10 protein-coding genes are annotated in these 12,237 nt (G+C 64.8%); 8 read left to right on the top strand and 2 right to left on the bottom strand.

What is annotated here, in order from left to right; all coding sequences use genetic code 11:
- The first annotated feature begins 82 nt into the window (after window positions 1-82).
- Window positions 83-904 carry a CPBP family intramembrane glutamic endopeptidase gene (locus IWX64_RS02365; RefSeq protein WP_196865506.1) on the top strand — a complete coding sequence of 274 codons (822 nt, stop codon included), beginning with the start codon at window positions 83-85 and terminating at the stop codon, window positions 902-904.
- Window positions 905-1,052: 148 nt separating this feature from the next.
- A complete protein-coding gene (locus IWX64_RS02360; protein ID WP_196865505.1) occupies window positions 1,053-2,105 on the top strand; it encodes a mechanosensitive ion channel family protein in 1,053 nt (350 codons plus the stop codon).
- Window positions 2,106-2,112: 7 nt separating this feature from the next.
- Here IWX64_RS02360 and IWX64_RS02355 read toward each other — a convergent pair whose 3' ends face one another.
- A complete protein-coding gene (locus tag IWX64_RS02355) occupies window positions 2,113-3,984 on the bottom strand; it encodes a glycogen debranching N-terminal domain-containing protein (RefSeq protein WP_196865504.1) in 1,872 nt (623 codons plus the stop codon).
- Between the two features lie 158 nt (window positions 3,985-4,142).
- Between IWX64_RS02355 and IWX64_RS02350 the strand changes: the two genes are divergently transcribed.
- The 4 genes from IWX64_RS02350 (at window position 4,143) to IWX64_RS02335 (ending at window position 8,827) form a co-directional block, all read left to right on the top strand.
- Window positions 4,143-5,186 (top strand): LacI family DNA-binding transcriptional regulator, encoded by a 1,044-nt coding sequence (locus tag IWX64_RS02350; RefSeq protein WP_196865503.1) that lies wholly within the window; start codon window positions 4,143-4,145, stop codon window positions 5,184-5,186.
- Window positions 5,187-5,270: 84 nt separating this feature from the next.
- Complete coding sequence (locus IWX64_RS02345) at window positions 5,271-6,536, top strand: sugar ABC transporter substrate-binding protein (RefSeq protein ID WP_196865502.1); 1,266 nt, start codon at window positions 5,271-5,273, stop codon at window positions 6,534-6,536.
- Window positions 6,537-6,668: 132 nt separating this feature from the next.
- Window positions 6,669-7,922: a carbohydrate ABC transporter permease gene (locus IWX64_RS02340; protein ID WP_395939785.1), complete on the top strand. Its 1,254-nt coding sequence runs from the start codon at window positions 6,669-6,671 to the stop codon at window positions 7,920-7,922.
- A complete protein-coding gene (locus tag IWX64_RS02335) occupies window positions 7,919-8,827 on the top strand; it encodes a carbohydrate ABC transporter permease (RefSeq protein ID WP_196865501.1) in 909 nt (302 codons plus the stop codon). Before IWX64_RS02340 ends, IWX64_RS02335 begins: the two co-directional genes overlap by 4 nt.
- A gap of 50 nt (window positions 8,828-8,877) precedes the next feature.
- Here the strand turns inward: IWX64_RS02335 and IWX64_RS02330 are convergent, their stop codons facing one another.
- Entirely contained in the window at window positions 8,878-9,915 is a 1,038-nt protein-coding gene (locus IWX64_RS02330) for an NAD-dependent epimerase/dehydratase family protein (RefSeq protein ID WP_196865620.1), read from the bottom strand.
- A 123-nt stretch (window positions 9,916-10,038) separates the two neighbouring features.
- On the opposite strand from IWX64_RS02330, the gene IWX64_RS02325 reads away from it, so the two are divergent.
- Complete coding sequence (locus tag IWX64_RS02325) at window positions 10,039-11,148, top strand: YihY/virulence factor BrkB family protein (RefSeq protein WP_196865500.1); 1,110 nt, start codon at window positions 10,039-10,041, stop codon at window positions 11,146-11,148.
- 89 nt (window positions 11,149-11,237) lie between these two features.
- Window positions 11,238-12,224, top strand: coding sequence for a glutathione S-transferase family protein (locus tag IWX64_RS02320; protein WP_196865499.1), 987 nt, complete (start codon window positions 11,238-11,240; stop codon window positions 12,222-12,224).
- Window positions 12,225-12,237: the final 13 nt, after the last annotated feature.

Genomic DNA, 12,237 nt, shown 5'->3' with positions numbered 1-12,237 from the left:
AGGTGTGCAGTACTGCTTCCTGTATAGCGCCAAACCGCTCCAAACTCCCGTCCTGATGCCCGACTTAGGTAACCTCATGGGTATGACTACCCAGCCGGCCGCGTTACGTCAGACACAAAAGACCGCTGCGAACCTTATTCCGGCGGTGCTGGTCGCGGCCTCGGGATTTGCCATGTTCGGACTGGATCAGCGGTGGTTGGGCTACCTGCTCCTCGCCGCGGCGTTGGTGTCAGCGTTCTTCATTGGACGGCAGCTGTTCAAGGATCTGGGCCTGCTGGCGCTGGGCCTGGTGATCATGTCCCTGGTGCCGATCACCACTGACATCAGCTTCAGCCACATGCTGATCATGGGCACGGCCATGTTCTTCGCCGTGGGTCTCCCATATTCGATTTCCCGGTTCGTGTTCAAGGACCACGCCATCAGGTTCCCGGTGCTCACCGGCCAGAAGTGGACCCGCACCGAACGCTGGTACCTGGCCGCCGTCGTCGTCATGGGCTATCTCCTGCTGCCTGTCTATATGATTCCCACCGGCGTGTACGAGAACTGGCCGGCAGCATCAGACGGCAGCACGGTGGCGCGGTTGTTCCTCGGTACCAACGTCCTGGGGATCTGGGATGAGCTGTTCTTTATCTGCACCGCCTTCACCCTGCTGCGCCGGCACCTCGCCGACTGGCAGGCCAACATGCTGCAGGCGGTATTGTTCACCTCGTTCCTCTGGGAGCTGGGTTTCCATGCGTGGGGCCCGCTGCTGATCTACCCCTTCGCCCTGGTACAGGGATGGATCTTCAAGAAAACCCAGTCCCTGAGCTATGTGGTGGCGGTGCACCTGCTCTTCGACTTCGTGCTTTTCCTGGTGCTGATTCACGCCCACAACCGGGAATGGTTCGACATCTTCCTGTACTGATTCCGTCGACTGTTCAGCTGCCCGGTTCCTCCGGTGTGTTACTCGAGTGGGCAGTGGCCTCGTTTGTGACGCGCTCGCGGTGAGAGCCTCCCCACAGTTCCGCGGCCCGGCTGGACAGGCACCCGCACACATCTGAGACCGTGAGGTCATGGACGAACTACTGAACACCCTGGCGCCGGTCGCCGCCGTCGTGGGAGCACTGCTCGCGGCAGTCATTCTGGCGTCGCTGCTGCGCCGGATCGCCGCACGGACCCTGCGCAAAGTCCCAGCCATCCAGGGGGCGTCCCGACGGGCGCTGAACCCGGTGCGGCTGGTGCTCGCGATTGTTGGGGTGCGCGTAGCCCTCGGGGTGACCGCCGGCAACACGGCGTGGTTCCCGCCCGTCGATTACGCGCTGGTGCTGACCCTGATCGGGGCGGTGGCATGGCTGATCGTCTCGCTCCTGCTCGTGGTGGAGGCCGTCGCGCTGCGGAAGTATGGGAAGGACACAGCCGACCACGGGCGCATGCGCCGCCTCAAGACTCAGATCATGCTGGCCCGCCGGCTGGGCGTGGCAGCGGTGATCACGCTCGCGCTGGCCAGTGTGCTGCTCACCATCCCGGAGGTGCGGGCGCTCGGCGCGGGCATCCTGGCCTCAGCCGGACTGATCTCGATCGTCGCTGGCCTCGCCGTGCAGAGCTCACTCGCCAACGTGTTCGCCGGGGTGCAGCTGGCATTCACCGACGCCCTGCGCATCGACGACACGGTCTTCGTGGAGGACCAGTTGGGCACCGTCGAGGAAATCACCATGACCTACGTGGTGGTCAAGGTCTGGGATGACCGACGGATCATCCTGCCGTCCACCTACTTCACCACCACCCCGTTCGAGAACTGGACGCGGAGCCGCTCCGAGCTGCTGGGCACGGTTGACCTGGACCTCGACTGGCGGGTCCCCATCGAATCGATGCGGGCACACCTCGTCGCCGTGCTCGACGAGACCACCCTGTGGGATGGGCGCACCAGCACCCTGCAGATCACGCAGGCCACTGACGGGATGGTGCGAGCCAGGGTCCTGGTCAGCGCTGCCGATAACGACGCCCTGTGGGACCTGAAGTGCCTGATCCGCGAGTCAATGGTGGTGTTCCTGCAGACGCACCACCGCGAGGCGTTGCCGCGGCAGCGCTGGGAAGCGGTCCACTCGGAGGCAGCCCTCACCGACTGACAGACGGTTAGGCGAAGCCGCCGAGCGCCGTCACGATTGGCACCGCCGACGCCGCTGCCCAGGCCTGCGGGCGGCAGGACGACGGGTACGGGACCGGCGGCCAGACATCGTCCGCGGAGTGTCCTGAGAACAGTTCCGGAAGCCGCCAGTCGAAGCCTTCGGCCGCACGGAGCAGCCCGGTCGCCAGGGTGCGTGCGTCCTCGGCGAAACCATCCTTGACCAGGCCGCTGATGATCATCCCGGTATCGTGGCTCCACACCGATCCCGCGTGGTAGCGGGTGGGCCAGAAGCCGCCGTTGGTGGTGGAGACGGTGCGGATGCCGTAGCCCGAGAACATGGTTGGATCCATCAGGCGGCGGACCACGGCTGCCTGCTCTTCGATGTTCAGGATGCCGGTGCCGAGCAGGTGTCCCATGTTGCTGGTCACGCCGTCGACCGGGCGCTTGGCCGCGTCCAGGGCGATGGCCGGGTAGGGCCCCAGCTCGTCGCTGCACCAGAATGCTTCTCGGAACCGCAGCTCCAGCTTGGTGGCGTAGTCACGCCAGTCGCCGGAGCCGGGTCGACCGAAGGCCTCGAGCAGCGCGGCACCGCCCATCGCTGCCTCGTAGGCGTAGGCCTGCACCTCCGCCAGCGCGATCGGCCCGTCGGCTAGTGCGCCGTCGTGCCAGCGGATGGAGTCCCCGGAATCCTTCCAGCCTTGGTTGGCGAGTCCGTGGCCGCTGGTGTCGAGGTACTCGAGGAACCCGTCGCCGTCGGAATCGCCATGGTCGCGCAACCAGACCAGCGCGGCCTCCAGATGGTCCAGAAGGGCCTCCACCTCAGCGGTGGGCAGTCCCGCCCGCCAGGCGTCGTGAAGCAGCGAGATCCAGAGAGGAGTGGCGTCGATGGTGCCGAAGTAGACCGGCGGCAGGGAGATCCCGGTGCCGTTCTCCTCGAACTGCAGCGTGCCGCGCCTCACCTCGTGCAGGATTTTGCCCGGCTGCTCGGCTGTCGCCGGATCCGTGCTGTCCCCCTGGCGGGAGGCCAAGGCGCGCAGGGTGCTACCTGCCAGGGCGGTGTCGAGCGGTAGCAGCATCCGTGCGGCGATCAGGGAATCGCGCCCAAACATGGTGAAGAACCAGGGAGCGCCGGCTGCCAGAAAGGTGTCCTTCGGTCGGTCAGCGGTGGCCATCCGCAGCCCGTTGAGGTCGGAAACCGACTGGCTGAGCAGGCTGTTCTGCCGTGGTTCGCTGAGCCGCGGAGACGCCAGAGGAGCAGTGCTCGGAGCCACCATGGGGGCCGTGGAGTCGGTCAGGGAGACCCGCCAGGGCAGGACGACGGCGCCGCCCGGCTCCACCTCGGTCACCCAGGTGAGGTTGATCCGGTTGCCGTTGTACTCGGTGCGCGCGCCGCCCGACTCCAGCGCGACCGTGGTGTCTGCGCCACGCCAGTTCCACTGCGGGCCAACGACTGTGACGTCGGCCTGGGTGGCGGCGCCGGACTTCACCTTCTCCATCGGGGTGCTGTCGGCGACGAGGCGGCACTGCACTTCGAGGTGGGCCAGGAAGCTGTGCGCCGACTCGATTCTGATCTCCTCGCTGATGCCCTGGGCATCGGCGATCCGGGACCGGGTGAGGTACAGCAACGGGTCTGCGACGGGGGACTGGACCCGGACGAAGTAGAGGTAGTCCACCCGGCTGGCTGATCGCACCTGGGTGGACACCCATTCGGGCTCTTCGCCGTTGACGGTCAGGATTGCCTGCTTGAGGACGCGGTCGTCGCCGCAGTGGATGCCCTGGGCACCATGGCCGCGAATCTGCCCATGTTCGTCAGCCCAGGCCTGGACCGGTGCACTGAAAACGCCGGTGAGGTTGTGCAGATAAGGCTGGCGGTAGGCCACATGAACTCCTGGATAGTGGATGTTGTCGCCTTGACACTATCGTCAAAACGTTATTTGATCGTTCAACTTAGTGATTGACATCATATTTGAACGTTCATATTCTTGTAAACAGGCAGCCGGTCGAAAGCTGCCGTGAGAGTGAAGCGCGAGGGAGTGCAATGGCGAAGACAACGCTGGTCAGCCTGGCCGAGTCCCTCGGCGTGTCCCGGCAGACCATTTCCAACGTTATCAACGCGCCCCACCGCGTCAAACCGGAAACCCGGTTGCGGGTGGAACACGCCATCGCCGAAAGCGGGTACCGGCCCAGCGCCGCCGCCCGGCAATTGCGGACCCGCCGCTCGATGAACCTCGGCATCCGGATGATGCCGGTGGTCGATGGCATCAACGGATCAATCCTCGACCGTTTCCTGCACGCCCTGACGGAGGCCGCCCAGGAGGAGGGCTACCGCCTGACCCTCTTCAGCGCCGCCACCGACGACGACGAGGTTCGCCAGTACGAGGACCTCCTCAACGTCGCTGACCTGGACGGTTTTGTCCTCACCGGCACCCACCACGGCGACCAGCGGACCGCCTGGCTGCTGGAAAACGAGGTTCCGTTCGCCTCCTTCGGGCGCCCCTGGAGCGACACCGAGGACCCATTCACGTCCCTGCATCCCTGGGTGGACGTCGACGGTGGTACTGGCACCGAACAGGCCACCCGCCTCCTCATCGATCAGGGACACACCGCGATCGGCTTCATCGGCTGGCCGGCAGGTTCCGGTGCCGGCGATGACCGCCGGGACGGCTGGCGCCGTGCAGTGAGTGCCGCCGGCTTGTCCGCTGACCAGCTTGAGCTCCGCGTGCCCGACGGTGTCCCCGCCGGGGCGCGGGCTGCCGAGCAGGTCATTGCCGCCGGGGCCACCGCAGTGGTGTGCGCCAGCGACAGTCTGGCACTCGGGGCGTTGTCCACCTTCCGGAGCCGGTATCCGGCGCCCACCACCCCGGATGTGATCGGTTTCGACGACACTCCGGTGGCCGCCGCCGTCGGGCTGTCCAGCATTGCCCAGCCAATCGAGGACGCCGCGCGGCACATCATTAGGGTGCTCGCCCACACACTCTCGGGTGACGCGGCGAGCGGCCGACCCGACAAACACCTGCTGCTCACGCCCACCCTGGCGCAGCGCTTCCCGCACCCGCTGGCCGGCGACGGCTGGCTGGCGTGACCCCACCCGCCCATCCCCCTAGATAGCCCGAAAAAAACAAACGCTAGTTAGCCCGAAATAAACAAAAGAATGAGGAATCAGACAATGAAGACTGGAAACTTCCGCACCCGCAGGAAGACGCTCGCCGTCGCCGTGACAGCCGCGGCAGCCCTGGTACTAAGCGCCTGCGGCGGATCAGGATTTTCGGGCTCCGAGGGCGAATCAGCCGAGGCGGAAGGCGCAACTGACGCACCGATCTCGGTGCTGATCGGCTCTTCCGGCGAAGCCGAGACCACCTCCGTCACTGAGGCAGTCGACGCGTGGGCCTCCGAGTCCGGCATGGACGCCAGCGTCAGCGTGGCCTCCGACCTGCCCCAGCAGCTCAGCCAGGGCTTCGCCTCGGGCGAACCCGCCGACGTCTTCTACGTCTCCACCGACCTGTTCGCTGGCTATGCGGCCAACGGGTCCCTTGAGCCGTACGGTGACGACCTGGAAAACAAGGACGACTTCTACCCCGCACTGCAGGAAGCGTTCACCTACGAGGACCAGCTCTACTGCGCACCGAAGGACTTCTCCACCCTGGGCCTGGTCATCAACAACGCCCTCTGGGAAGAAGCCGGCCTTACCGAGGACGACGTGCCGACCACCTGGGAAGAACTGGCGTCAGTGGCTGAGCAGCTGACCACCGACGATGTCGTCGGCCTCGGCTACGGCCCCGAGTTCCAGCGTCTGGGAGTCTTCACGGCCCAGGCCGGTGGCGGACTCGTGACCGACGGCGAAGCGACCGTCAACAGCCCCGAGAACGTTGAGGGTCTCACCTTTGTCCAGAAGATGATGAACGACGGCGTTGCCGCGTTCTCATCAGACCTCGGTTCGGGCTGGGGTGGTGAGGCCTTCGGTAAGGGCCAGGCCGCCATGGTGATCGAGGGCAACTGGATCGCCGGTGCGATGAGCAACGACTTCCCCGACGTCGACTACCAGGTCGCCGAGCTGCCCGAGGGTCCTGCCGGCCCCGGAACCCTGCAGTTCACCAACTGCTGGGGCATCGCCGCCGACAGCGACAACATTGAGGGCGCCAAGGAACTGGTCGCACACCTGACCACCGCCGATACCCAACTCAGCTTCGCTGAGGCCTTCGGCGTCATGCCGTCACTGCAGTCAGCAGCCGAGGACTGGTCAACCCAGTACCCCGACCTGGCAGCGTTCATCGCCGGTGGCGACTACGCGCAGAACCTGCCAGCCCAGCAGGGTGCATCGGACGTGCTTGCAGAGCTGAACGCCCAGCTCGAGACGATCAAGACCGCCGACCTCCAGCAGCTGCTGGACACCCTCCAGACCGACATGGAGTCAGTCGTGGCGGACGCCGGATAACCGGTAACCAAACAACCGCAGGAGCACCCTGACCGTCCAAGAGATCGGGTGCTCCTGCGGTACCACCAGCAATTCACCACCAGCAATTCACCACTCAGTAATTCACCCCCGGGGTAACAGAACGAGGACGCAGTGGCACGACGTACAGCGGCAAAGAAGCCGTCCGGCACCAAGGATGCACCTCCTGCGTTCCGCCGCCGCACGGGAATCCAGGGCCGCACCGGCCTGACCGGTTGGCTTTTCATCTCCCCGGTGGTGCTGATCCTCGGACTCTTCCTGGTGATTCCCGTCCTGATGGCAGCCTGGGTCAGCATGTCGGACTGGACCGGCCGCGGCAGCCCCTTCGGAAGCGACGTCACCTTCGTCGGCGGGGAGAACTTCTCGGCCATCCTCGGCGGCGAAGGACTATCCGCCCGGGACTTCGGCACCGCGATCCGCAACAACTTCTACTACGTGCTGCTGGTGGTTCCGCTGCAGACCGCGCTGGCCATGTTCCTGGCAGTGATGGTCAACAAGCAGGTCCTGAAGGGCCGCGGTCTGTTCCGGACCGCCTTCTACTTTCCCTCGGTCACCAGCTCCGTGGCGATCACCGTCCTCTGGCTGTTCCTTTTCAGCGCCACCGGCGTGGTCAACAAGGTGCTGTCCTTTTTCGCCATCTCCGGGCCGAACTGGTTCCAGGATCCCCGCGGGATCTTCCACATCCTCTTCTCGGTCTTCGGTCTGAACCAGGCGCCCGCCGGGTTGCAGGACCCCGGTTTCCTGGGTATTCCGGGCTGGGAATGGCTGGCCGGACCCTCCGTCGCGATGAGTGCCTTTGTGCTGATGGCCATCTTCACCACTTCCGGCACGTTCATGCTGTTGTTCATCGCCGCTCTGCAGAACATCAGTGGGGAAGTGCAGGAAGCGGCGATGGTCGACGGCGCCAGCGCCTGGCAGCGGTTCTGGCAGGTGACTCTCCCCATGCTTCGTCCCACCCTTTTCACCGTTCTGACCCTGGGGCTGATCGGCACCTGGCAGGTCTTTGACCAGATTTATGTCGGCACTCAGGGTGGACCGGCGAAGACCACCCTGACGCCCGCCTACCTATCCTTCAACTCGGCCTTCAACAATCAGCGGTGGGGCGAAGGCGCCGCCATTGCCTTCATCCTCTTCGGCATCATCGTGGTGCTCACCATCCTGCAGCGGTACGCGCTCAGGGAGCGGGACGTACCAAAACGAAGCCGCATGGTCCCGGTCGGCGCTGACCCCAGGACCGCCGCCGCAGCGCAATCCAGTGTCCGTCACGCGGACCGCGTGAAGGGCCGGGATCCCGGTGACACTGGTCCGGGAGACTCCAGCCCGGGCGGCACCAACCAGACTGGCACCACAGAAGGAGACCGGCGATGAGCACCACCGTAGCCCCATCCCCGGCACCCGAACCCGCCTCGGCGCCCGAGGTCCCGCAGCGAATCAAGAACCGACGCAAGAAGGTCACCCGCGGCGTCTGGATCTCCTACGTCGTGCTGATCATCCTGGCCATAATCTATATTTTCCCGTTCCTGACCCAGGTGGCGACGTCGTTCAAAACCGAGCCCGATGCCGCGCAGGACCCGCTGGGCCTGATCCCGCAGCACTGGACGTTCGCCGCGTACGAAACCCTGTTCGCCAACTCCGACTTCCCAATCTGGGGTCGGAATTCGTTCATCGTCACCGTGTTCGTGACCGCTGGGCGGGTGTTCTTTAACTGCCTCGCCGGGTACGCGCTGGCCAGAATCAATTTCCGTGGCCGTGGACTGGTGTTCGCCCTGCTCGTCGCTGTCATGGCGGTGCCCGGCGTCGTCCTCCTGATCCCGAAGTTCCTGGTGATCAACCAGCTCGGTATCTACGACTCCTACGCAGGAATGATCCTGCCGCTGCTCGCCGACGCCGCGGGTGTCTTCATCATGAAGAACTTCTTCGAATCCATTCCGCCCAGCGTCGAGGAACAGGCGCGCGTTGACGGGGCGGGGACGTTCCGCACCTTCTGGTCGATTGTGCTGCCGATGGCCCGGCCCGCGGTGATGACCATCGTCATCCTGTCCTTCCAGGGCTCCTGGAACGAGCTGAACCACTTCATCATCTCGACCCAGGACCCAGCCCTGACGACCCTCACCAAGGGCGTGGCGCAGCTGGCGTCAGGCCAGCTCAGCCAGGGGACCCAGTACCCGCTGAAACTGGCGGCGGCGGCCCTGATGACCATTCCGGTGGCGATCGTGTTCTTCATCTTCCAGAAGAAGATCATGAACGCCTCTGCCGGGGCAGTGAAGGAGTAGCGCCGGGGAGAGGGTCCGAGGGTCAGCCCCGGGGTTTGAGGGGCCGAGGGTCAGTTCCGGGGTTTGAGTGCGGGGGAGGCGGTGACGCCGTCGCCCGCACTGAGCCCGGTAAGGGCGGCGCTCAAGGCGTCGAGCGAGGAGTGCTCGGGCTCCCACCCGAGCAGCGTCCGGGCACGGTCCGTCTCCATCAGCGGCGACTGGGCTGCCATATCGATCCACCCCGGATCGGTGCGTTGCAGTCCTAGAGCCCAGGTCACGCCGACGACGGCGCGCAACAGCCGCACAGGAAGCCCCACGACCCGGCGGGCGCCCAACTGGGAGGCCAGCCGGGTGGGTGTAAGGACCGGTTCGGCGGCGATGTTGAACGCACCCGGAACGCGGCGGTCGACGGCGCGCCAGTACGCGTCGGCAACGTCGTCGGCGTGGACAGCCTGGAAAACCAGCTGTTCCGGGATCGGAAGCAGGGGCAGGCGAAGGTGGTCCAGCAGGAACTTCGGAACCAGTGGGCCGAGGAAGTACCGCCCGATCTCACTGCCCGCCTCCTGCTGGAAGATCAACCCCGGGCGGAGACGGGTGACAACCGTGTCCGGGTGTCGCGTGGCGAAGTTGTCGAGGAGCGCCTCCTGTTCCCCCTTGTGGCGGCTGTAATGCGAGGTCTTGATGCCGCCGTGGGGCCATCCCTCGTCCACCCGTTCGCTTTTCTTCGCGGGGAGGTACGCACCGACCGAGGACGCACAGACAAAATGCGGGATCCCGGCATCGGCCGCTGCCTGCAGGGCATGAGCAGTGCCCGTGACGTTGGTGCGGTGCATTGCCGCTTCGTTGCGGTTCGGCTGGATTGCCCAAGCGAGGTGCACGACGGCGTCGACGCCGTCGAGCGCGGCGGTCAGTGCACGTCGACCGTCATCAGTTCCCACATCCAGCGCGTGCCACTCGCAGCCCGCATAGGGTGCCTGGGTGGTGTCGGGAAGCCGGCGGGCGAAGCCCAGGATCTTCACGCCACCTGGACGTTCCTGGTTCGCACGCTGCAACCGACGCAGCACAGCGGTTCCGACGTTGCCGGTCGCACCAATCACGGCAACGCGCAGAGGTTCGGCAGAAGATTCAGGGGTAAGGGCCATGCCTCAACGGTAATCCTTAGGTACGCTTAGGTACTAGTAAGCGTCCTTACGATTTGGTCAGGGGCACAGCAGACAACGTGGAGGTACCAATTGGTACAGAGCAGCGGGACAGCGGCGGATTCCCCCGAAGCGCAGACCCAGGACAAGGCGCAGAACGCGCCGCATCCCGACGACGATCGGAAACCCGATAGTCCTGCCGATCTGAAGAAGCCAGCCTGGGGGTACGTATTCAAGCGCACCGTCCGCGAGTTTGGCAAGGACCAGTGCACTGATCTGGCGGCCGCGCTCACCTATTACGCGGTGCTGGCCATCTTCCCGGCACTGCTGGCACTGGTGTCACTGTTGGGTGTGTTTGGGCAGGCGCAGACCACCACCGATACGGTGCTGGAGGTCCTGGATGGGGTCGCGCCCGGCGCCGCAGACAACAAGACGCTGACAACCACGATCCGAGGTCTTGCCTCCTCATCCGGGGCAGGAATCACCTTGGTTATCGGTATCCTCGGCGCCCTTTGGTCCGCATCCGCGTATGTGAACGCGTTCAGCCGGGCGATGAACCGCGTCTACGAGGTGGAAGAGGGCCGGCCAATCTGGAAGCTGCGCCCGGTGATGCTCCTGATCACCGCCGTCGTCCTCCTGCTGGTGGTGCTGATGGCGCTGCTCTTGATCCTTTCCGGCCCGATCGCTGAATCGGTCGGAAATGTGATTGGGCTGGGAGATACGGCGCTGCTGGTGTGGAACATTGCCAAGTGGCCGGTCATGGTTGCCTTCGCCGTCCTGATGATCGCTATCCTCTACTACGGCGCACCCAACGTGAAGCAGCCCAAATTCCGCTGGACGAGCATGGGGTCGCTTGTGGCGCTGCTCGTCCTCGCGATCACCACCGCTGGTTTCGCCTTCTACGTCGGAAACTTCGGCAGCTACGACGAAACGTACGGCGCGATCGCCGGCGTGATCGTGCTGCTGCTCTGGCTCTGGCTGGCGAACCTCTCCCTCCTGTTCGGTGCCGAGTTCGACGCCGAACTGGAGCGTGGGCGTCAGTTGCAGGCCGGTATTGAAGCTGAGGAAACCCTGCAGCTTCCCCCACGGGACGACACTGCGAGCCGCAAGAAGCACGACAAGGAACTCCAGGACATCGACAAGGGCCGGGAACTGCGCCGGAAGTACGAGCGCGAGTCCACTCAGCACAGCAACGACAGCTGAGTGCCATCCGGCATTCACAGTGATTAACTCCACCCCCCGCTGCGGGCTGTTCTGATCGACAGCCCGCAGCGGGATATTAGGCTGAGGATATGACTGACAACGAGCACAGCATGCGCGGCGCCTATGTGAACACGGGCAAGGAATTCAGCCGCGACACCACTTACATTGAAACCCGGATCACCCGCGACGGTGCGGACGGCTTCCCAGTGGAGGCGGGACGTTACCGGCTGATCGCGGCCCGCGCCTGCCCGTGGGCCAACCGCGCCATCATCGTGCGTCGGCTGCTCGGACTGGAAGACGCCATTTCCCTCGGCACTCCCGGTCCCACTCATGACAAGCGGTCCTGGACTTTCGACCTGGATCCCGACGGCCGCGACCCGGTCCTGAGTATCGAACGTTTGCAGGAAGCATTCTTCAAGCGGGACCCCGAGTACCCGCGCGGCATCACCGTGCCGGCGATCGTTGATGTGCCCAGCGGCGCGGTCGTTACCAACAACTTCCCGCAGATCACCCTGGACTTCTCCACCGAGTGGAAAGACTTCCACCGCGAAGGTGCACCCGACCTCTACCCGGAAAAATTGCGCGCTGAAATCGATGAGGTCAGCAAGAGGATCTTCACCGAGGTCAACAACGGCGTCTACCGCTGCGGTTTCGCCGGTTCACAGGAGGCCTACAACGAGGCCTACGACCGCCTATTCGCGGCGCTGGACTGGCTTGAGGAGCGGTTGAGCCACCAGCGGTTCCTGGTCGGAGATACGATCACCGAAGCCGACGTCCGGCTCTTCACCACCCTGGTGCGCTTTGACGCCGTCTACCACGGCCACTTCAAGTGCAACCGGAGCAAGCTCACCGAGATGCCAGCCCTGTGGGGCTACGCCCGGGATCTTTTCCAGACTCCCGGATTCGGTGACACCGTGGACTTCGACCAGATCAAGGACCACTACTACATCGTGCACGAGGACATTAACCCCACCGGCATCGTGCCCAAGGGCCCGGAACTGGCCAACTGGCACACCGAACACGGTCGGGAGCGCCTCGGCGGGCGACCGTTCGGAAACGGCACCCCTCCCGCCTAGCTTTCTCGAAAGT

It is taken from the genome of Arthrobacter sp. CAN_A212 (assembly GCF_015752345.1).
Taxonomy (GTDB): Bacteria; Actinomycetota; Actinomycetes; order Actinomycetales; family Micrococcaceae; genus Arthrobacter_D.
Note: the sequence above shows the minus strand (reverse complement) of the source record. Positions and strands in the feature narration are given on the sequence as shown.

Bases quoted from the DNA above. Each gene is read 5' to 3' on its own strand.
- IWX64_RS02335 (WP_196865501.1), top strand. From the start codon at position 7,919: ATGAGCACCACCGTAGCCCCATCCCCGGCACCCGAACCCGCCTCGGCG.
- IWX64_RS02365 (WP_196865506.1), top strand. From the start codon at position 83: ATGACTACCCAGCCGGCCGCGTTACGTCAGACACAAAAGACCGCTGCG.
- IWX64_RS02320 (WP_196865499.1), top strand. From the start codon at position 11,238: ATGACTGACAACGAGCACAGCATGCGCGGCGCCTATGTGAACACGGGC.
- IWX64_RS02360 (WP_196865505.1), top strand. From the start codon at position 1,053: ATGGACGAACTACTGAACACCCTGGCGCCGGTCGCCGCCGTCGTGGGA.
- IWX64_RS02345 (WP_196865502.1), top strand. From the start codon at position 5,271: ATGAAGACTGGAAACTTCCGCACCCGCAGGAAGACGCTCGCCGTCGCC.
- IWX64_RS02350 (WP_196865503.1), top strand. From the start codon at position 4,143: ATGGCGAAGACAACGCTGGTCAGCCTGGCCGAGTCCCTCGGCGTGTCC.